The following is a 19877-nucleotide window of genomic DNA, read 5'->3' on the forward strand; positions in this document are numbered from 1 at the left end:
CAAGTTCGGTACAGATAAAATAATAGAAAACTGAAATTTATGTTTCAATGATGAAAGAGACAGAAAGGAAAATAATATGGGAAGAATAATAGCAATAGCAAATCAGAAAGGCGGAGTTGGTAAAACCACAACGTCTATTAATTTGTCATCATGTCTGGCAGAAGCCGGAAAAAAAATATTGGCAATAGATTTGGATCCGCAGGGAAATACTACCAGTGGATTGGGAGTTGATAAAGATGATTTAGAAAATACTGTTTACGAATTAATGCTGGATGAATGTACAATTCGTGAAAGTATTCATAAAACAGAAATTGAAAATCTGACTTTGATTCCATCTAATGTAAACTTGTCCGGAGCAGAGATTGAACTTTTGGGAATCAATGATAAAGAGTATATTTTAAAAAATGCAGTAGATTATATCCGGGACGATTATGATTTTATTATTATTGATTGTCCGCCATCTTTGAATATGCTGACAGTAAATGCTATGACAACAGCAGATACCGTATTGGTACCAATTCAGTGTGAGTATTATGCATTGGAAGGAATCAGCCAGTTGATTCACACCATCGACCTGGTACAGGAAAGACTGAATCCAGATTTAAAGATGGAAGGAGTTGTATTTACTATGTATGATTCCAGAACAAATCTTTCTAATGAAGTAGTAGATAATGTAAAAAATAATTTACATACAACAATTTATAAAACAATCATTCCAAGAAATGTAAGATTAGCAGAAGCACCAAGTCACGGCCTTCCAATTAATCTATACGACAGCAGGTCAGCGGGAGCAGAAAGCTACAGACTTCTTGCAAAAGAAGTAATTGACAGGGAGGATATCTAAATGGCAACAAGAAAAGGTGGATTGGGAAAAGGTTTGGATTCATTGATTGCAGATAAAGTTGGAACATCCAATGAGAAGACAGATGCAAAAAATGAAGTTATGGTAAATATCAATAAAGTAGAACCAAATAAAGAACAGCCGAGAAAGAATTTTGATGAAGATGCATTATTAGAATTATCAGAGTCTATCAAACAGTTTGGTGTCTTGCAGCCACTTCTGGTAGTAGACCGGAAAGACTACTACGAAATCATTGCCGGTGAGCGAAGATGGAGAGCAGCAAAGATGGCAGGATTAAAGAAAGTTCCTGTAATCATCAAAGATTTAACTGAACAGGAAATCGTAGAGATTTCACTGATTGAGAATATCCAGAGAGAAAACTTAAATCCAATTGAAGAGGCAATTGCATATAAACGCCTTTTAAATGAATTCAATCTGAAACAGGATGAAGTTGCGGAGAGAGTATCAAAGAGCAGAACTGCAGTTACTAATTCCATGCGGCTTTTAAAACTTTGTGATAAAGTGCAGCAAATGGTAATTGACGATATGATCTCTACCGGGCATGCGAGAGCTTTACTTGGAATCACTGATGAAGAAAAACAGTATACACTTGCACAGAAAATCTTCGATGAGAAAATCAGTGTAAGAGATACTGAAAAGCTGGTAAAGAAAATGCAGAAACAGAAGAATGCACCTGCAAAAGAGGTGAATCCGGAAAAGAAAAAACTGGATGCTGTTTACCAGGAAGCAGAAGAAAAAATGAAAACAATACTTGGAACAAAGGTTATCATTAATCAGAAGGATTCTATGAAGGGAAAAATTGAAATCGAATATTATTCCCCGGATGAATTAACAAGAATATATGAATTAATCGAAAGTATTAAAAAATAGAACATTTGTTTGTAATTAAGAGAAGAGGATAACAACATGATTTTTTCAGAATATTTAGGAATTGATTCCGATTATGTAATAGTAGGACTGGCAGCACTGGTATTGATACTTTTTATAGTTACCATTGTAAATATCGTCCAGATGAGTAAGTTAAAAAAGAAATATAAAAAGTTCATGTCTGGAAAAGATGCCAGGACGCTGGAAGATGTATTGAAAGAGCGTTTAGATGAAATAGATGATCTGGTTGCATCTAACAAGGCAAATAAGAAAAATATCGAAGATATATTTGCTACTTTACGTTTTACATTCCAGAAGCTTGGACTTGTAAAATATGATGCTTTTAATGAGATGGGTGGAAAGCTGAGCTTTTCCCTTGCAATGTTGAATGAGCGCAATGACGGATATATCATCAATGCAATGCATAGCAGAGAAGGCTGCTATACGTATATTAAGGAAATTATTGATGGAAATTCTATTATTGCACTTTCCGAAGAAGAAAAAGAAGCTTTAGAAATGGCAATGAAATCAAAAGATGAATAAATTTAATGAATAAATTTGCAGAAAGCAGATTGTAAAAATGACAGGCATACTATATAATAGGGTATGCCTGTTTTAGGTTTTCAGATGGTATTTCAAGGAAGGAAGAACAGATTCGTGCATAGCTATTTAAGAGCAATTGGATTTCAGAACAATATGAAAAAATCTGATATAGAGAAACTCACGGATAAAATCGTTTCATCCCCGGATAGAATTGAAGTTTCAGAAGATTCCATGGGAAATGAATTTGTAGAAATGACGAAAGAGATTGCACCGGGAGCTGGAATCCGTGTTTGCGGAGAATATGCAGAAGATGGAACCTTTCATACCGAATACTATTACCCGTATGTAGAGGGTGACGGAATTACGACCCAGGAGCAGATAGAGATAGAGAAGCATTCCGAAAAAGAATCTTATGCCGGTGTCTGTGACGAGATGAAGCTGGGCGTTACATTGATTTTCTATTTACAGAATGTTGCAGAATATTTATCCGAGCATCATAGAAATCCGAAGATGCATCCAATGTCCGCTACATTAAGTGCATTGTCATTAAATGGAAAAATCATTATGCCAATCAGCAAAAATGAAAAGCAGATCCAGAATACAAAGAAAAACAGTCAGGACCGTAATTATCTCATTGCAGCTGCAAGAGAGGGAGACGAAGATGCCATTGAAAATCTTACACTGGAAGATATTGATACGTATTCCATGTTGTCAAGACGAATAGCTAACGAGGATATCTTAAGTATTGTAGATTCCTATTTTATGCCATACGGAATCGAAAGTGACCAGTATTCCATTTTAGGTGAAATTGTAGATTACAGGATGGAGAATAATAAGATGACAGGTGATAAAATCTGTTTGCTTACACTGGACTGTAACGATTTGATATATGATGTCTGCATCAATGAAAAAGACCTTCTGGGGGAACCTGCAATTGGCAGAAGATTTAAGGGAGTCATCTGGATGCAGGGAAAAGTAAATTATTAGGTAATATTAGTTCTCATAGTTAAATGGATATAACAAGTGCCTCCTAAGGTTCAATCATGGTTGAGACTTATGGAAGTTGGAAAGTGATAAGTCAGAGTTCGATTCCAACAGGGATTGACCTGAATGTCAAAATAAGATACAATGGAAATTCATCACTAAGTGTTGAATTCATAGATATGGCAGCCGGAGCCAAAAGAGCTGAAAAGCCCGAAAATACGGCATTTGTCTCCTTAGTTAAATGGATATAACGGGGTCCTCCTAAGGTTCAATCATGGTTGAGACTTATGGAAGTTGAGAAGTGATAAGTCAGAGTTCGATTTCAACAGGGATTGACCTGAATGTCAAAATAAGATACAATGGAAATTCATCACAAGAGTGATTGAATTCATAGATATGGCAGCCGGAGCCAAAAGAGCTGAAAAGCCCGAAAATACGGCATTTGTCTCCTTAGTTAAATGGATATAACGGGGTCCTCCTAAGACTCTATTGTAGGTTCGATTCCTATAGGAGACGCTCATTTTTAGCGGTAATGAAGATAGTTTCATTGCCGCTTTTTTCATGCAGAATTGCAATTTCAGTGACAAATTTGTCAGCGAAACAGGGTTAAATATACTGATTTTGTCAGCGGGGATGGATGCTTGTCACTGATTCACATTTTCTAGTCTGTCACCCGGACGGATTAACTACAGTGTAGGATGAACTTTGGGGTGTAAAATTAGGAAAAGCAGTGAAACAAAACACGATATTCTTGTCTGTGATATCAGGCCTGTCGGAAGAGTCCGTTCAGATTAGAGAAATACAATCTATTCTGGACGGGCTTTTTTGCGTTCAGGGAAAGGAAATTGCCTATGGAAGAAAAGAAGGAATTGCAGAATCAGGATGAAAGAGTTGTAGAGATTGAGCTGGAAAGACTTCGGGGATTTGTAAACCATCCATTCAAGGTTCAGGCGGACAGTCAGATGATTGAATTGCAGGAGAGTATTAAGAAGTATGGAATATTAAATCCTCTGATAGTCAGACCGAGGCAGGATGGAACTTATGAGATCATATCGGGTCACAGAAGAAAATTTGCAGCTGAAAAGATAGGTTATCGTAAGGTACCTGTGATCATTCGTGTATTAAAAGATGACGAAGCGGTTGTATCTATGGTTGATTCAAATTTACAACGGGAAATGATTAGTCCAAGCGAAAAAGCATTTGCTTACAAAATGAAGTATGAAGCAATCAAAAGGAAGGCAGGAAGAAGAAAATGTGGTCAGGTAGACCATAATTTGGGAAAGAAAAGCATTGAGCTCATTGGAGAAGAATGCGGAGACAGCCCCAAGCAGGTTCAGAGGTATATCAAAATAACGGAACTTATTCCTGAAATGCTTGAAAAGGTGGATGACGGAAGCATGGGATTTACCCCGGCAGTTCAGTTGTCATTTCTGAAAAAGAAGGAGCAAAAGGAAATGCTGGATGCAATGGAATTTGCTCAGTGCACACCATCACTTTCCCAGGCACTCCGTATAAAGAAATTAAGTTCGGATGGGAACCTTACAGTAAGGGATATGGAAGATATCCTAAGTGAAATTAAGCAAAAAGAGATAGACCGCGTAGTATTCAAAACGGAGCAGCTTCACAGATTTTTTCCTGTCAGTTACACGGCAGAGCAGATGAGGCGTGAAATTTTGGAAATGTTGAAATTAAATATGAACAAATATTGGGATGCATAAAGGAGGAACGGATTATGTGCAGAGTAATAGCAGTATCAAATCAAAAGGGTGGAGTAGGTAAAACAGTATCATGTGTGAATCTTGGAATTGGATTGGCACAGGAAGGAAAAAAAGTACTTCTGATAGACGCTGATCCACAGGGAAGTCTTACAATCAGCCTGGGATATGAGGAGCCGGATGAAATGGAGTATTCTCTTGCAACACTGATGATGAACATTGTGAATGATGAAAAACTGAATATAGAAAAGACAATCTTACACCATAAAGAAGGCGTAGACCTTATCCCAGCCAACATTGAATTATCAGCAATAGAGGTGTCTTTGGTAAATGCCATGAGCAGGGAACTGATTCTGAGATCTATGGTAGACAGGCTGAGAGAATTTTATGATTACATCATAATCGATTGTATAACCTGGATAAGTATGAAATCTATAGCATGAGAATACTCATTGACAATGGCAACACCCCCGCCGCCCCGCGCCCGTATATCGGGCATTACGGGCGGTTGCGGAAAGCCTACCTTGAACAGTACCGCCCCGACCTCTACACCGCCCTTGTCGCAAATGAGAAGCTGCATGAGCATTGCGCCGAGATTGACGAAGCCGCCCGGAGCCGGATTGACCTTATCATGCCGCAGCTTGCAAGGAGCGCGGAAGCTACCGAAGCACTCAAAGCTACCGACCCCATGAAATGGGTGGGACTGATGAACGCTTGCAGGGCGCAAGCGGAGGAAATTGCCAAGTTTGAGCTAGTCTATGTTTGACGGTCAAGAGCCGGAAAAAACACCCGAAAAATGCCCCTATTGCGTAACAGGGGCGCAGAAAGGAGAGTTTATGAGAACAGGGCTTACGAAGCAGGAAAAGACCACCGATATTTGGTTTGACGAGAAAAACCCGATTATCCATATCCGCACCCACAACACCGACTTAAAGAAGCGGCTTGCCGCCTACTCCGGACAGTACCCCGACCAGTGCCGCCAGACCGACGCAGACCCCGAAACGGGCTGCATGGAGTTTGAGATTGCAAAGGGGCGCTTCTCTTTCCGTCTGACCGCCCCATACAACGAGGAACGGCGGGAAGCTGCGCGGCGGTCTGCCAGAGAAAACAAGGCCACTGACAGGCTGAAATGAGGTGGATTTATTCATAACCATGTGCTATGATATTTATAGATAGTGAAACTTCCTTTCAATTTTTTCGTCTATACAAGTAACAGAGAAGAACAGGAGGCTTGTTCCATGAGAAAAAAGAGATTGATGATTGCAATAGCTTGTATCATTTTAGTAGGTATCGCGGTAATCGTATTTTTTTCACAACAGGGGAAAAAACCGTATAAGGATTTGGACGCAGCGCAGATTGTTTCCGCTAAAGTGTTATTAACACCGCCAGACAAAACGATTGAGATTGAAAATATCCAAGAATTAGTTGAATATTTGAATGATGTTGTTGTCTATAATGAGGATAATTCTTACACAGAGTATGATGGACAAGGCGTTGTTTTTACCTTGACTATGGTAGACGGTACACAAACAGATATTATGGCGTATAACCCATTTATTGTCATTGACGGTATCGGTTATAAGACAAAATATGAGCCATGTGAAGCACTCAACAGCTATGCAAATGAATTACTAAACTCTGGGACTGCCAATATAATTTTGGAAGAACCGCCCACATTAAGCGTTGTGAGTGACGAAACCGCTATCGGTGCAGTATTAGGAACTTATTCGTGGCAAAAAACAAATATTGACGGAACTGCTGAAAGCACAATAGCTGATAGCCCACACCCGTTAGAGTGCAAGGATCTGTTGTCCCCGCCATTTGAAACAACAGAAACAACAGCTACATTAAGATTTACAGAAGACCCAGATACAATTTTAAGTGTGCAGTGCTGGAGTGACGAACATTGGGGAGAGCCTGCTACAAACAGCGAAGATGTAACTATTGTTGGAAACGTACTCACTCTTAAACTGGGCGGATATATTTATGAAGTAACAGCTGAATGGAATACTGAAAATGGCTATGGCGGAACAGCAAGCTATTTTATATATTTGAAAACAGCAGACTAAAATTGAATAGCCACCCACAAGGGCAGCCGAGAAAATCGACTGTCCTTTTTCTATGCCGACAGGCAGAAAGGAGCGACCACCCATGACAAAGCCAAGAGAGAAAACCCGCGAGGAATTGACTGCCGAGATTGAGGACGGGAAGAAGAAAATCCGGCAGTTTGAAAATCGGGAAAAGATGCTGCGTCAGAAGCTATCCAAAGAGGAACGCAGAACACGCAGCCACCGCCTTATTGTCCGGGGCGCGGTCTTTGAAAGCATTGTGCCGGAAGCAAAGAACATGACCGACGAGGAAGCCGCAGCACTTCTTAGGCTTGCCTTGACGAGTGAACCAGCGCGGGAATATCTGAAAAAACGAGCCGAAAGCAGGAACGCCGAATAAATCCCTTAGGAACTAAGGGCGCACTTATACACCCTTACGGGCGTGTGCGCTCTGCCGAGGGCTTATCTTCGCACAGGGAGATTTCCCCGCGCTCCGATATGGCGGCTTTGCCGCAACAAGGGGCTGCACCCCTTGCGCCGCTTCGCGGCTATCCCTGCACACCCACAAAAACAGTACACCCGCCGTTGGCGTCTGTACCATTTTTGCGGGTTTTATTATCCTATCCGGGAGGTGATACCCATAGCCATTTACCATTGGAACATCGGCATTGTGAGCCGAGGAAAAGGCAAATCAGCCGTTGCCGCAGCCGCCTACCGAAGCGGCGAAAAGCTGACAAACGAATGGGACGGAATGACTCATGACTACACTCGCAAAGGCGGCGTTGTCCATACAGAAATCATGTTGCCGCCCCACGCACCGCCCTCATTCGCTGACCGTTCAACCTTGTGGAACAGCGTGGAGCTTTACGAGAAAGCCGGGAACGCCCAGCTTGCGCGTGAGATTGACGCAGCACTCCCCATAGAATTATCCAGAGAGGAACAGATCCGGCTTGTCCGGGAATACTGTTCCTCTCAATTTGTTTCCAGAGGAATGTGTGTGGATTTTGTTATCCACGACACCAACAGCGGCAACCCCCATTGTCATATTATGCTTACCATGCGCCCCCTTGACGAGCGCGGAGCATGGGCGGCGAAATCCAAAAAGGAATATGACCTTGACGAAAACGGCGAGCGTATCCGCTTGCCAAGTGGCAGATACAAGACGCACAAAATTGACCTTACAGGCTGGAACGACAAGGACAACACCCTCTTGTGGCGCAAGGCATGGGCTGACTATACCAACGACTTTTTGGAGAGAAACGGAAGCCCGGAGCGTATCGACCACCGCAGCAACGCCGAGCGCGGCATTGACGAAATACCGACCGTCCATATGGGCGTAGCCGCCTGTCAAATGGAGAAGAAAGGTGTAGCCACCGAGAAAGGCGAACTGAACCGAAATATCCAAAAAGCAAACCGCCTTATACGGGAAATCCGGGCGCAGGTTAGCAAGCTCAAAGAATGGATTGCCGACCTGTTCAAAGTGTGGGAAACCGCCCCGAAGCCGCCGCCGCAATCTCCCAACCTTGCAAATCTGTTGATGAAGTATTTGAGCGTTCAGAGAGAAAAGAGCCGGAAGTATTCGCAGCGTTGGCAACAACAGCACACAGCCGATGAACTGAAAACCATAGCGGCAGCGGTCAACTATCTCTCCGAGCATGGTATCTCTAATCTTGATGAGCTTGACGCTTCCCTTTCCTCTGTCAGTGATAGAGCCTATTCAATCCGGGCAGGAATGAAAACCGCCGAGGAACGCATGAAGAAGCTACAAAAGCTAATTGAATACGGGAAGAACTACACAGAGTACAAGCCCATTCACGATGAACTGAAAAAGCTGCAAAACGGCTGGACAAACAAGCGCGACAAGTACGAGGAAGCCCACCGCGCCGAGCTGACCCTATGGAACGCAGCAAGTCGCTATCTCCATGCAAATCTGCAGAAAGGAACAAAGACCTTGCCTATTGCGGAATGGGAACAGGAATATGCTGACCTCAAAACACAGAGGGACAGCGATTATACCAAACTGAAAGATACCCGCACCAATGTTTCAGAGCTTCAAAAAATCCGCAAATGCGTGGATATTGCACTCCGCGCCGACCAAGCGGAGCAGACGCAGAGCCGCACCAAACGGCATGATATAGACCGCTGAAAGGAGTTGAACTTTTATGTATTACACCCAAGAACAGATAGACCGCGCCAACCAAGCCGACCTTGTTTCTTTCCTGCAATCACAGGGCGAGCAGCTTACCCGCGCCGGACAGGAATACCGCTGGAAGCGGCACGACAGCCTGACCGTCCGGGGAAACAAATGGTACAGGCACAGCCAGAGCAAGGGCGGTGCACCCATTGATTTTGTCATGGAGTTTTTCGGCAAGAGCTTCACCGAAGCCGTTGAACTGCTGACAGGCGAAAAAGGAGCCGCCCCGCCGCTGGACAGACCAAGCCCCGCGCCCCTATCCGACTTCCGGCTACCACCCCGCAGCACCGACAACCGCATAGCGAGGAACTACCTCACAGCAGCCCGCCGCATTGATGAAGATGTGACGGGCTTTTTCTTTTCCACCGGGGATATTTACGAGGAAGCCGCCCACCATAACGCCGTATTCGTCGGCAGAGATGAAAGCGGCATACCGCGATACGCCCATCAGCGCGGCACAGCCGGGAGTTTTCGGCTTGATGTGAAAGGCAGCGACAAAGCCTTTAACTTCTGCTACCGTGGCGAGGGCGAAAGGTTGTTTGTCTTTGAAGCCCCGATAGACCTCTTATCTTTCCTCTGCCTGTTCAAAAAGGACTGGCAGAAGCAAAGCTATCTGGCGTTGGGCGGCGTGGGAGAAAAAGCCCTGTTGCGCTTTCTCTCTGACCGTCCGAACATCAAGACCGTTTTTCTCTGCCTTGACAGCGACCAAGCCGGAAGCGACGCTTGCAGCCGCCTTGCGGAGCTTGTGCCGGAGGGCTTGACCGTCCATCGGCTTATCCCTCTTTTCAAGGACTGGAACGAGGTATTGCAGCACCGGGCAGAAATCACAGACGGGAAGTATTTGCGGGAAGCAATCTACGGCTTGAAAGAGCCGCCGCAGGAAGAAACCGTTGAGATTATCCGCATGAGCGAGGTTGACACACAGACCGTTGAATGGCTATGGGAGCCGTATATTCCCTTTGGGAAAGTAACCATTGTGCAGGGCAATCCCGGCGAGGGCAAGACCACTTTTGCCCTACGCCTTGCCGCCGCCTGCACCACCGGGGGAACGCTGCCGGGAATGAAGCCCTTGCCGCCATTCCAAGTAATTTACCAGACCGCCGAGGACGGGCTGGGCGATACCGTCAAGCCACGCTTGATAGAAGCCGCCGCAGACCTTGACCGGGTGCTTGTGATTGATGAAGCCAAGCGGGAGCTTACCCTGTCCGATGAGCGCATAGAAAAGGCAATCACGCAGAACGGGGCGCGGCTGATTATCCTTGACCCCATACAGGCGTACATGGGCGAAAAAACCGACATGAACCGGGCAAACGAAGTGCGCCCCATGTTCCGCCGCCTTGCCGATGTTGCCGAGCGTACCGGGTGCGCCGTTATCCTTATCGGACATCTCAACAAAGCTGCCGGAGGGCAGAGCGCATACCGGGGCTTAGGTTCTATCGACTTCCGCGCCGCAGCAAGGAGCGTCCTGCTGATCGGGCGCGTGAAGCGAGAACCGAATGTGCGCGTTATCGTCCATGACAAATCTTCCCTTGCGCCGGAGGGCAAGCCCGTTGCCTTTTGCCTTGACCCGGAAACGGGCTTTTCATGGATAGGCGAATACGACATCACCGCCGACGAGCTGCTGTCCGGCGCGGGCGGCAACACCGCCACCAAAACCGAACAGGCGGAACGGCTGATACTGGATTTACTGGCAGACGGGAAAGAGCTTGCCAGCGAGGACATAGAGAAAGCCGCTACAGAAGCGGGCATATCCGCCCGTACCGTCCGGGCGGCAAAGAGAAACCTTGACGGGCGCATTACCTCAAAGCGCATTGGCGCGGCATGGTATCACGCTCTTAAAAAGTGAAACGGCAAAATCCAAGTGGCAAAACCCAGATACCTTGCCACTTTGCCACTTCGCCACTTCAACCTCAAAACCACCGCCCCATGTATGACCGCATGGGGCTTTTCTCATGGAAAGGAGAGCCTATGAACAACGACACCAGCAACCGCAGCACCCCCGCAACCGCTTCCCCTCTGACCGTAAAGGAAGCCGCGCCACCTGTAATGATAAAGAAAATCGGAAAGACCACCTACCGCGTCAAAATCCATTTCAGTGAAACGAGCAAAGAAACCATGAGCGACAAAATCAAGCGTCTGATTTTGAATGACAGCGAAAAAAGTTCTTAAACACCCTTGACAAAATGTATCAGAGTATTCGGTTTTGGGAGGAACTACAGGATAAACGACCCTGTTGATTAATCCGTCATTTTCTAATTCTCTAAGTTGCTGGGTAAGCATTTTGGGAGTTGCAGATTTAATGAGCTTTCCTAATTCATTAAATCTAAGTGTTTTTCCAATGAGATGCCATAGGATAAGTGACTTATATTTACCACCTATAAGCTGAAGGGTTGCTTCTACTGGACATTGGAAAGATTGACATGGTTTCATTATATACGACCTCTTGAAATTTGAATCCATAGTATCATTTTGGGTAGTATGGCACTTAAAAGTGCGTACTTGTAAAAAAGAAATACTGTGATAGCATTATAGCGTACTTGTTGAGCAGGCACAACAAAAATGTATTAAAAATGAAAGTGAGGAATATTTTTATGGAGTTTTTATCTTTAGCAAAACAGAGATGTTCTGTAAGAAAGTATAAAACTGATGAGATTGAAAAGGAAAAATTGGACAAAATTCTGGAGGCTGCTAGAATTGCTCCAACAGCAGCAAATGCTCAGTCGCAGAGACTGTTAGTAATTAGTAGCCAAGAAGCAAAAGAAAAATTGTCTAAAGGAGTAAATTATCATGGCGCCCCGTTGGCTATCATTGTATGTGGGGATCATTCAGATGTTTTTGTGCGTCCGTTTGATAAAAAGGATATGGTAAGTGTTGATGCAACAATAGTTGCGGATCATATAGTATTAGAAGCAGAGGATTTAGGACTTAGTTCTTGTTGGCTTACATATTTTGATCCTGAGATTATCAGAAATAAGTTTAATATTCCAAGTAACCTTGAACCAATAGCAATTATTGCGGTGGGATATGCTGACACAGAAAAGGCATCACCAGACAGACATTCAAAGGATAGAAAAGCGCTTGAAAGCCTTGTTTGTTACGAAACTTTTTAAGCATATTAAGAAATAAAAGAGATTGTGTTTAAAGATGGAAAACTTGTCTGAGACACAGCGAAGTAAATAAAATGAATAATATAGGAAGTCAGTAGTGTGTGAATAAACTGCTGGCTTCTTTTTTGATAGATACAGTCACTCCCAGAGAGTGTGCAGGATAGTAAAGTAATAATATCAACATGACGATATAGAAAATGCAGGGAAGCATTGTATTTCAAAGAGTTTGAGATACAGTGCTTCTGCGTTTCTATAGGAGATAGTCGTTCTATGCGGAAAATAGTCATTTGATGCAGAGAATGATCGAGTGAAAGATTTGTTTGATATAATAAAGAGTGCTAGGTGAGACTTGTATGGTTTATAGGCATGAGAGCAATTAAAGACAGGAATGAAAAATATGAACATTATTATTTGTGATGACAGGATAGATGACAGAAAAAATCTGTCAGATTTGCTGTCAGACTATGGTGAAAAAAAGAATTATGAGTTTGCTATTACAGAATATGATTCTGGAGAACAGTTATGCGAAGAACAATCGGCTTTGGAAGCGTGTCAGCTATTATTTCTGGACATCAATATGCAGGGGATGGATGGGCTGAAAACAGCTATGAGGATTAAAGAAAAATATCCAAAACTTCCAGTTGTGCTGGTGACGGCATACATGAATTACGCACTGGATGGATATAAGGTGAAAGCAAGCCGATTTCTGCTGAAAGATAACCTTGCAGACACCATAGAAGAATGTATGGATGATTTGATAGCAGAAATTAATAAAAACCGTAGAATTCTCGAATTTCGTTTTGTGGAGGGAACGATAAAACTTTATGCAGATGACATCATTTATATAGAAACAGAACTTCACAAAAATGTATTTTATACTGAAAAAGGTACGTTTCAGATTTATAAAAAACTGGATGAACTGGAAAACGAATTAAAGAATATGGGATTTGTGCGGGCGCATTTAAGTTTTCTTGTAAATATGAGGTACATTACAAAGATCAGCGGATATGTGATGACACTTACCACGGGAAAAAAGATTCCGGTTCCCAAGGCACGATATGCACAGGTGAAGAGGGAATATATGCTGTATAAAGGAGAAGAATAATATGACATTCTGGGTATTGGTATTTATTGCGGAAATGCTGGAAGTAAAAGGAACGCTATACTTTTTTGATACTTTTATGGAAAAAAGAGATGGCGGATATAGGAACAGATACAGATTTTTTGTTTATTGCGGAGTGCTTTATCTGGCAGCAGTCACAGGGATATGGATCGGAATGTTAAAATGTATCCTGATTATACTGGTTATGTCTTTACTAAATCTGGCTTATTATGAGGTCTCCTTCCGGCAGAGTTTTTTATTTTCAATCATCAACTATACAATGCTTGTATTGATTGATTATGTGACTGTTTTGCTGGGAAGAGGAGGTTCAATCCAAGAAAAATGGTTTTTACAGGCACTGATATCAAAGACGGCTTTTATCATTCTGATGTTGTTTATCAGAAGATTTAGCAAGACAAGAAAAAGCTACGGTCTGATTACAGGAAAAGAATGGTTACAGTTTTTCTGTGTTCCTGTATTTACGGTGGTCGGTTTCATTCTTATGTTTTATTCAGAAAACGATGATATGCAGAATGTATTTTTATTTCTTTCGGTGGGACTGGTTGTGATTAACCTTATCCTTATGGAGTTCATGCAGAATACCATTGAAAAAGAAGAGAGAATAAAAATTACGGTACTTACGGAACAAAATCAGAAAAATCGTATTGCAAATTATCAGGACCGGGAAGAAATCTATGAGCGTCAGCGAAGAAAAATGCACGATTATAAAAATCAGCTTTCCACGATCCAGACATTGATAAAGAATGGACACACAGATGAGGCACTTTCCTTTACGCAGAAGCTGACAGAGAGCATAGCTGTCGAGATGTCGGCAATCAACACGAACCATCCGGTGGTGAATGCTATTTTAAACCAGAAATACCGCAGTATGCAGGAAAAACACATAGCAGTGATCCTAAAAGTAGGGGATTTGCAGGAGATCTGTCTGGAGGAGGAAGAGATTGTGATTCTGCTCTCTAATTTATTGGATAATGCAATCCGGGAGAGTGAAAAGGTACTGAAAAATACCGGAAAAGCGGTCATTCATCTGAAATTAGAGTGCGAAGATCATAAACTGATATTTGCGGTGAGAAATCCGGTGACAGAAAAGGTGGAAATTGAAAATGACACGATAAAGAGCAAAAGAGGGGATCATCACGGCATTGGGCTGTTAAATGTAAAAGCAGTTGTGGATAAATATGGCGGTGATATGGTGCTTTCCTGCGATGAAAATGAATTTAAGGCAGTGGTCATCTTGTAAAGAGATGGTCTTTGTGTGCGTAATATGGTCGTTTGATGATATGGGACTAGGAGAACAGGTTATTTTATCCGATAAAGAAAGCAAAGGAGGTTACTATGAGTAATACAATTAATGTGAACTATATGACACGGGCTTACAATCAGTACCAACAGAAAAATGCGGCTAAAGATCAGGAGAAGGAAGATACAAGGTTTGCGGATAGTGTAAGAGAAAAGAGCGAAGCTAGTGGAAGTATAGTGGGCAATTCAAAAATAGGTTCTGTGTCTGCTAAAGATATGACGATGGTGGAATACAAGCAGTACATTTACAATAAAATATCTCAAATTCCAATGCACCCCACAAGAGCAGGCGAGTCAATATCTGTTACAATTTCAGAGGCGGGTTTTGAAGCAATGAAGAATGATCCAGAGTATGAAGCATGGGTATTAAATGATTTGCAAGTGGGTTGGTCACAACCAGATAAATGGTCCGGTATATGCGGAGGAGCGTTTTCTACAATATATTATGGAGCATCAAAAGAAGAATGTCATGCTGAGATGTGGAGTGCTGGTTATAACAATGGGAATGGTGGGAAGATTTTTAATGATAAGTCAAAAAATAGTTTTTGGGAGCGCAGAATAGAAAATAAAAATAGAATAGAAAATCAAGTAAAGCAACAACAGAAAAAAAAGCGGATTCAGAAAAAACAAGCGGAAAGAACAGCTTATGAAGAATATGTGCAAAATAAAAGGTTATCAGCTCAGGATGCCAGAACTCGATTGGTGGCTGAGAGTAGTTCGTCTGCTAAGACTGTCACAATAAGTCAGGCAGTAGCTTCTTATGAGGCAAATTTTACAATGGCAGTAAGCGTATCGAACAAAACCCAATAGCCTGCAAATAAAAAATCAAGGCTAAATAGAAAGGAGAGATGCAGTATGGGAATTAATGGAGTATCATCGTATGCCAATACATACACATACGGAAATGTAAAAAATGAAAATGTAAAGCCATCAAAGAATAGTGAAAAGAATTATTATGCAGGATACACTATGAATTCAGCCAATAAGTTTAAAAATGTATCAGACTATTCAAAGTATTTGACTAACAAGTATAAATGTTTGACTCCATGCAAAAATGCTTCTGTATTGATTGACAGAAGTGTAATGCAAAAGGCATGTGGAGATGAAAAAACTGCGAAATGGCTTGAGGAAAATTTAGCAATTATGCCAGATGTTATACGAAATGCACAGAAGGCGGCAATAAGTCATGGTAGTAAACTGATATCAGTGGAGTTTAAGTTTACGAATAATGGAACCGAAATGACAACCTGTGGCATTTTTGGAGAGACTGGTACGGATTCAGAAATTGACAAATGGCTGGAGAGAATGAAAGAGGATAAAGAAAAAGAAGATAAAAAAACAGAAAATATGATTGCTATAGAAGCGACAACTAAAAATAAGGTAGGTTTTGATATATATGCATAGTATCAATTTCTATAATTTTGAAGAAAGAAAAGATTACAAACAAGGTATTGAAGGTAGTGGAGAGAATTGCCCGGAATGAAGTGGAAAAAACAGTTCTTGGCAGGACGGCAGAGTGTTCAGCGATTTATCACCAGCCGAAAAGACCGAAGAAAAGGGAAAACTAGGTCAGAATAATGAAATATTTTGTGGAGTGTTGCGGTTGTGATTATCGTAATGGCAAAACAAAAGGAGTTAATATGGGATTAGGCGTTGAAAATTCAGTTAAATCCGGGCGGGAATCTGACCTATCAGGATTACGCAAGCGATATCTGGGAAATTTTAGCATATAACCGGACACAGCACAAAGATATTATGTCTGAGTTAAACGTACAGTTTGTGATAGTAGACGGTACAATTCAGATAAACTGATTGGAGGAATAGAAGTATGCACATCGGTTTTGGTCAGAATACCGTATCTTCATTGTACGGTCATCAAAAAGGCGATCATATGAAAACTATAGGGTTTTCTCATAAAAAGCATAAGGCAAATGAATCGCAAGAAAAAATGACCGTAACATCCGGCAAGGACGTATGCCGGAAGATAGAACATTCAGATGAAGTCGATGGGGAAAATCAGGAAAACACATATATACATGATAGTTTTGCCTTAGACGCTAGTTACGCAAATTATATCAGAGAAACGGTGCCTAAAACTGTTTGGTCAAATGATTATCTTCGAGAATTATGGGATGAAAATGCTAAATATTTAAAAAGTATCCGTGAAAGTAAAAATGGGTATGGTTTCGATGATATTGGAATGGGAGCTGCATATGCCTATTCTACTATGTATCAAAAAATTGTAGAAGGATATAGGAATGGAACAAGAGAAGTGTATGTATGCGATAATCCAGAGAGTGGGAAAAGACGTCTGTTGTCAATGGATGAAGAATTGGAAAAGCTAAATAAAGGTTTTGAGGAACTGATAAAATGGGACAAAATGGTTGCCAAAAGTCAAAAGCAAAATGCAGAAAATAAGCAGAAATTTCAGAATACAAAATTGGATGAATCGTTTGATGCCTTTGATATAAATCAGGCATGTGACTATATTCAAGATTCTTATTTAGAGTTCCGTTCACTTTATCTGGAGCAATATGAAAGAACGGGAGGAAATATAGATATAAAGTCTTTGTTTTCTTCTGTTTTAAGAAGCGGAAATCAGGATATGCATAAATATTGTGAATTTCTGTTTGAAAAAATTGGTTTTATTGTTTAATGCGGGTATTAAAATGTTTGAGAAATATTGAAATAATAAGGAAAAAGCAAGGGAGGGCAGTGGACTATGAACATTTTAAATAAACAGATTGATTCCATCTATGACCGACAGAAAAATTTATATAGTAAATATCCGCATTATAGCCAACAGAATGCAGAAAGTAAAAAGGTATGCGAACAAGAAAAAATCACAGCAACATCTGGAAAGGATGTATTGGGTATCACAAAAGGAGATAAAGAAAATTCTTATATTGTGCATTTCTCTGATTCTGCAATGGTCAGCAGGGCAGTTGCAAGAGGATATGTTACGGTCAATGGTAAAGAGGTGGAATTGACGGAAGATATCAAGCAGCAGTTGTTAAAGACAGACAAAGAAGCAAGTGCTGCGAGAGAAAAGGCATATCAGGATTGGTTGATAGTTTCTCGCAACTCTATTTTACCATAAATCTTGAGGAGATATTTTATTTTAACAACAAAAAATGCCGTATTTATGCGGCTTTTGGCGTTTCGCAAACGCCTATTTGATATAAAGGCATGAAAAAGTGCTGATAAAGGAGGATTAAAAATGGCTATTAGTGGAATAGGACAGAGCTATTATCAGAACAATGTTGCAACAACGAAAAGTACAAAGAGCGTAAACAGCACGGGAGAAACGGGCAATACAAAGGAATTATCAGAAGCGGAAGAAATGGCGATTTTCAAAAAGGAATTTTATGCTGAAATTGATAAGATACCCAGAAATAGAACTATAACCAATGTGGCTATCAACATATCAGAGGAAGCATTTAAGAATATGAAAGATGATCCGGAGTACAGGCAAAAGATATTATCAGCACTTAAACGTGACTTAACTTCGTCCTTTGCACCGTTGGAAGCTTCTATGGTGCTCACTGTAGGAGCTACTGCTAAAGATTATAGGGGCGATTCATGGTCTGGTGTTAATAATCAATCGGAATTTTTTGCTCGTTCACAAAACAGTTTTTATAAAAAGACAAGCAACAAGAAAGATAGACAAAAAGAGCTTTTGGAAGAATATCTGGAAAAACGGGCGCAGGTTAAAAAACAGCAGCAGGAAATGTTGAATGAAAAGATTGCAAAGCAGGAACAGGAAAGAAGCCGATTATTACGGTCGTGGAACAATGAAAGGCTGTTGTCAAAAGCGTCTAATGCTTATGAAGCAAGATACCAAACGGCAGTTGTTAAAGGTAGATAAAGAAGCAAGTGCCGCGAGAGAAAAGGCATATCAGGATTATGTTATGCAGTATGAGATGGCGGTTGCAAAGCAACAGAGTGAAGCGTGGAGAAAAGCGTTAGATGGAGTGCCAGATAGTTTAAGAATGTTGTTGGAAATAAATAATACTGAAAATGTGCCGGAATATTCAGAAAAACAAAAAAAGCAATATAACGATGCAATCAAGGCTTATGATCATACCGGTAACGGTGTAAGCTGGTCGCAGTTTGAATGGAAAACTTACGATACACAGATGACAGTCACATTTGAGGATTCGGTGAAAGTTGAAAGCATTTCAAAAGGAATGAATGTGATAAATGGGTAGATGCAATGGTAAATAGGAGGGACATTTACGCAAGCGATATCCGGGAAATTTTAGCATATAATCGGACACAGCACAAAGATATTATGTCTGAGTTAAATGTACAGTTTGTTATAGCAGACGGTACAATTCAGATAAACTGATTGGAGGAATAGAAGTATGCACATTGGTTCTGGTCTGAATACCGTATCTTCATTGTACGGTCAACAAAAAGGTAATCAAATGAAAACTCCTGCATCTGGGGAAAAGACATTTTATACGGCAGAAACACCAAAGGTATATCAGATATTTACAACAGATAATATGTTGTGGACAGGAGGTAATGGTACAGGTCTTTCTTATTGCCTTAAATATGCGGATGATTCGACGGATGAAAATCCAGTGGTGTTAGCGAAAGGTGTGGATGAAAATGGAAAAGAGTTTGAACAAAGAATATATATAAATGACGTTAATCCATCAAATGCTACAGTAGTCGAAATGCGTGCATTAGAGGCACATTACAAAGTGGAAAAGCAGGGAGGTTTCACGTCTCTGCCGCTTGAAGCTGGTAATATGGGACTTAACGACAGAAGAGATTTTATCGCAATGTTCAAAAAAAGCATAGAAGATTTAAACAAATTGGGAAGGTTTGACTTATCGTTGCTTTGGACGAAAAGTATGGATACATATCTTAATTTGCCAAATGCAAATAGTAAGTATAAATAGTGCTTAGTCATTTGAACATAGGAAAAAAAGAGAACTTGGATTACATATCATATTGAGGCTGAGAGAAATCTAATAGGTGACATAGTCGGAAGAACTCCGAATAATGAAGAAAAAATGTGGAAAATAAAATGAAAAAAGTTTATCGATAAGGTTCCAGTATGATTTACATGATACAGATTATAAGACTTATATAAGGCAGGGGGATAATATGGTTACTGTAAA

General features: G+C 41.3%; 24 protein-coding genes, 1 tRNA gene and 2 pseudogenes. 26 read left to right on the forward strand and 1 reads right to left on the reverse strand.

The window, feature by feature from the left end:
• Positions 1-76: 76 nt before the first annotated feature.
• The 14 genes and pseudogenes from DWX96_RS13565 to DWX96_RS14990 all read left to right on the forward strand — a co-directional run bounded on the left by DWX96_RS13565 (position 77) and on the right by DWX96_RS14990 (position 11382).
• Positions 77-844 (forward strand): ParA family protein, encoded by a 768-nt coding sequence (locus DWX96_RS13565; RefSeq protein WP_022242306.1) that lies wholly within the window; start codon positions 77-79, stop codon positions 842-844.
• Positions 845-1732, forward strand: coding sequence for a ParB/RepB/Spo0J family partition protein (locus DWX96_RS13570; RefSeq protein WP_117699143.1), 888 nt, complete (start codon positions 845-847; stop codon positions 1730-1732). It abuts the gene before it with no gap.
• A 39-nt stretch (positions 1733-1771) separates the two neighbouring features.
• On the forward strand, positions 1772-2272 hold the full coding sequence (locus DWX96_RS13575) for a DUF4446 family protein (protein ID WP_117699147.1): 501 nt from the start codon (positions 1772-1774) through the stop codon (positions 2270-2272).
• Positions 2273-2386: 114 nt separating this feature from the next.
• Positions 2387-3259 (forward strand): DUF3881 family protein, encoded by an 873-nt coding sequence (locus DWX96_RS13580; protein ID WP_118057771.1) that lies wholly within the window; start codon positions 2387-2389, stop codon positions 3257-3259.
• Between the two features lie 441 nt (positions 3260-3700).
• Positions 3701-3772 (forward strand) — tRNA-Arg (locus tag DWX96_RS13590).
• 335 nt (positions 3773-4107) lie between these two features.
• Positions 4108-4974, forward strand: coding sequence for a ParB/RepB/Spo0J family partition protein (locus DWX96_RS13595; RefSeq protein ID WP_118057770.1), 867 nt, complete (start codon positions 4108-4110; stop codon positions 4972-4974).
• Positions 4975-4988: 14 nt separating this feature from the next.
• A pseudogene (locus DWX96_RS13600) lies at positions 4989-5408 on the forward strand (ParA family protein); the annotation flags it as partial.
• A 2-nt stretch (positions 5409-5410) separates the two neighbouring features.
• The gene (locus tag DWX96_RS13605) at positions 5411-5737 is read left to right on the forward strand and encodes a TnpV protein (RefSeq protein WP_118057769.1); all 327 of its coding nucleotides are present in this window, start codon (positions 5411-5413) and stop codon (positions 5735-5737) included.
• Complete coding sequence (locus DWX96_RS13610; protein WP_330416213.1) at positions 5730-6104, forward strand: hypothetical protein; 375 nt, start codon at positions 5730-5732, stop codon at positions 6102-6104. The genes DWX96_RS13605 and DWX96_RS13610 overlap by 8 nt, the downstream gene beginning before the upstream one ends.
• A gap of 105 nt (positions 6105-6209) precedes the next feature.
• Entirely contained in the window at positions 6210-7040 is an 831-nt protein-coding gene (locus DWX96_RS14675) for a hypothetical protein (protein ID WP_227194785.1), read from the forward strand.
• 82 nt (positions 7041-7122) lie between these two features.
• Positions 7123-7419, forward strand: coding sequence for a DUF3847 domain-containing protein (locus DWX96_RS13620; protein WP_117465423.1), 297 nt, complete (start codon positions 7123-7125; stop codon positions 7417-7419).
• 231 nt (positions 7420-7650) lie between these two features.
• On the forward strand, positions 7651-9165 hold the full coding sequence (mobQ, locus tag DWX96_RS13625) for a MobQ family relaxase (RefSeq protein ID WP_117465448.1): 1515 nt from the start codon (positions 7651-7653) through the stop codon (positions 9163-9165).
• A gap of 16 nt (positions 9166-9181) precedes the next feature.
• Positions 9182-11059 carry an AAA family ATPase gene (locus DWX96_RS13630; RefSeq protein ID WP_118057768.1) on the forward strand — a complete coding sequence of 626 codons (1878 nt, stop codon included), beginning with the start codon at positions 9182-9184 and terminating at the stop codon, positions 11057-11059.
• Positions 11060-11259: 200 nt separating this feature from the next.
• Entirely contained in the window at positions 11260-11382 is a 123-nt protein-coding gene (locus DWX96_RS14990; protein ID WP_118612385.1) for a transposon-encoded TnpW family protein, read from the forward strand.
• A 21-nt stretch (positions 11383-11403) separates the two neighbouring features.
• On the opposite strand, the pseudogene DWX96_RS13640 reads toward DWX96_RS14990, so the two are convergent.
• Positions 11404-11643 (reverse strand): annotated as a pseudogene (locus tag DWX96_RS13640) (winged helix-turn-helix transcriptional regulator); the annotation flags it as partial.
• 161 nt (positions 11644-11804) lie between these two features.
• On the opposite strand from DWX96_RS13640, the gene DWX96_RS13645 reads away from it, so the two are divergent.
• From DWX96_RS13645 to DWX96_RS13695, 12 genes are all read left to right on the forward strand, one after another.
• Complete coding sequence (locus tag DWX96_RS13645; protein WP_118057767.1) at positions 11805-12323, forward strand: nitroreductase family protein; 519 nt, start codon at positions 11805-11807, stop codon at positions 12321-12323.
• Positions 12324-12717: 394 nt separating this feature from the next.
• The gene (locus DWX96_RS13650; RefSeq protein WP_242986234.1) at positions 12718-13425 is read left to right on the forward strand and encodes a LytR/AlgR family response regulator transcription factor; all 708 of its coding nucleotides are present in this window, start codon (positions 12718-12720) and stop codon (positions 13423-13425) included.
• Between the two features lies 1 nt (position 13426).
• Positions 13427-14683, forward strand: a complete 1257-nt coding sequence (locus tag DWX96_RS13655; protein WP_118083016.1) for a sensor histidine kinase — start codon at positions 13427-13429, stop codon at positions 14681-14683.
• A gap of 95 nt (positions 14684-14778) precedes the next feature.
• Complete coding sequence (locus DWX96_RS13660; protein WP_117698924.1) at positions 14779-15552, forward strand: hypothetical protein; 774 nt, start codon at positions 14779-14781, stop codon at positions 15550-15552.
• Between the two features lie 45 nt (positions 15553-15597).
• Entirely contained in the window at positions 15598-16146 is a 549-nt protein-coding gene (locus DWX96_RS13665; protein ID WP_117698923.1) for a hypothetical protein, read from the forward strand.
• Positions 16147-16193: 47 nt separating this feature from the next.
• Positions 16194-16310 (forward strand): AgrD family cyclic lactone autoinducer peptide, encoded by a 117-nt coding sequence (locus DWX96_RS14925; RefSeq protein WP_243142571.1) that lies wholly within the window; start codon positions 16194-16196, stop codon positions 16308-16310.
• A gap of 85 nt (positions 16311-16395) precedes the next feature.
• Complete coding sequence (locus tag DWX96_RS14315; protein ID WP_154267374.1) at positions 16396-16554, forward strand: hypothetical protein; 159 nt, start codon at positions 16396-16398, stop codon at positions 16552-16554.
• Positions 16555-16570: 16 nt separating this feature from the next.
• Positions 16571-17398, forward strand: a complete 828-nt coding sequence (locus DWX96_RS13675; RefSeq protein ID WP_118057765.1) for a hypothetical protein — start codon at positions 16571-16573, stop codon at positions 17396-17398.
• Positions 17399-17464: 66 nt separating this feature from the next.
• Positions 17465-17842: a hypothetical protein gene (locus DWX96_RS13680; protein ID WP_117698921.1), complete on the forward strand. Its 378-nt coding sequence runs from the start codon at positions 17465-17467 to the stop codon at positions 17840-17842.
• Between the two features lie 120 nt (positions 17843-17962).
• The gene (locus tag DWX96_RS13685) at positions 17963-18610 is read left to right on the forward strand and encodes a hypothetical protein (protein ID WP_117698920.1); all 648 of its coding nucleotides are present in this window, start codon (positions 17963-17965) and stop codon (positions 18608-18610) included.
• Positions 18570-18953 (forward strand): hypothetical protein, encoded by a 384-nt coding sequence (locus DWX96_RS13690; protein ID WP_242986232.1) that lies wholly within the window; start codon positions 18570-18572, stop codon positions 18951-18953. The genes DWX96_RS13685 and DWX96_RS13690 overlap by 41 nt, the downstream gene beginning before the upstream one ends.
• 156 nt (positions 18954-19109) lie before the next feature.
• Positions 19110-19655: a hypothetical protein gene (locus DWX96_RS13695; protein WP_118057764.1), complete on the forward strand. Its 546-nt coding sequence runs from the start codon at positions 19110-19112 to the stop codon at positions 19653-19655.
• The last annotated feature ends 222 nt before the right edge of the window (positions 19656-19877 follow it).

This window comes from Roseburia sp. AF22-2LB (assembly GCF_003461125.1).
Lineage (GTDB): Bacteria > Bacillota > Clostridia > Lachnospirales > Lachnospiraceae > Roseburia_C > Roseburia_C amylophila.

Excerpts from the sequence above, each read along its gene's own strand:
- DWX96_RS13565 (WP_022242306.1), top strand. The coding sequence starts at position 77 with ATGGGAAGAATAATAGCAATAGCAAATCAGAAAGGCGGAGTTGGTAAA.
- DWX96_RS13570 (WP_117699143.1), top strand. The coding sequence starts at position 845 with ATGGCAACAAGAAAAGGTGGATTGGGAAAAGGTTTGGATTCATTGATT.
- DWX96_RS13595 (WP_118057770.1), top strand. The coding sequence starts at position 4,108 with ATGGAAGAAAAGAAGGAATTGCAGAATCAGGATGAAAGAGTTGTAGAG.
- DWX96_RS13605 (WP_118057769.1), top strand. The coding sequence starts at position 5,411 with ATGAGAATACTCATTGACAATGGCAACACCCCCGCCGCCCCGCGCCCG.
- DWX96_RS13610 (WP_330416213.1), top strand. The coding sequence starts at position 5,730 with ATGTTTGACGGTCAAGAGCCGGAAAAAACACCCGAAAAATGCCCCTAT.
- DWX96_RS14675 (WP_227194785.1), top strand. The coding sequence starts at position 6,210 with ATGAGAAAAAAGAGATTGATGATTGCAATAGCTTGTATCATTTTAGTA.
- DWX96_RS13620 (WP_117465423.1), top strand. The coding sequence starts at position 7,123 with ATGACAAAGCCAAGAGAGAAAACCCGCGAGGAATTGACTGCCGAGATT.
- DWX96_RS13630 (WP_118057768.1), top strand. The coding sequence starts at position 9,182 with ATGTATTACACCCAAGAACAGATAGACCGCGCCAACCAAGCCGACCTT.
- DWX96_RS14990 (WP_118612385.1), top strand. The coding sequence starts at position 11,260 with ATGATAAAGAAAATCGGAAAGACCACCTACCGCGTCAAAATCCATTTC.
- DWX96_RS13645 (WP_118057767.1), top strand. The coding sequence starts at position 11,805 with ATGGAGTTTTTATCTTTAGCAAAACAGAGATGTTCTGTAAGAAAGTAT.
- DWX96_RS13650 (WP_242986234.1), top strand. The coding sequence starts at position 12,718 with ATGAACATTATTATTTGTGATGACAGGATAGATGACAGAAAAAATCTG.
- DWX96_RS13655 (WP_118083016.1), top strand. The coding sequence starts at position 13,427 with ATGACATTCTGGGTATTGGTATTTATTGCGGAAATGCTGGAAGTAAAA.
- DWX96_RS13660 (WP_117698924.1), top strand. The coding sequence starts at position 14,779 with ATGAGTAATACAATTAATGTGAACTATATGACACGGGCTTACAATCAG.
- DWX96_RS13665 (WP_117698923.1), top strand. The coding sequence starts at position 15,598 with ATGGGAATTAATGGAGTATCATCGTATGCCAATACATACACATACGGA.
- DWX96_RS13675 (WP_118057765.1), top strand. The coding sequence starts at position 16,571 with ATGCACATCGGTTTTGGTCAGAATACCGTATCTTCATTGTACGGTCAT.
- DWX96_RS13680 (WP_117698921.1), top strand. The coding sequence starts at position 17,465 with ATGAACATTTTAAATAAACAGATTGATTCCATCTATGACCGACAGAAA.
- DWX96_RS13685 (WP_117698920.1), top strand. The coding sequence starts at position 17,963 with ATGGCTATTAGTGGAATAGGACAGAGCTATTATCAGAACAATGTTGCA.
- DWX96_RS13690 (WP_242986232.1), top strand. The coding sequence starts at position 18,570 with ATGAAGCAAGATACCAAACGGCAGTTGTTAAAGGTAGATAAAGAAGCA.
- DWX96_RS13695 (WP_118057764.1), top strand. The coding sequence starts at position 19,110 with ATGCACATTGGTTCTGGTCTGAATACCGTATCTTCATTGTACGGTCAA.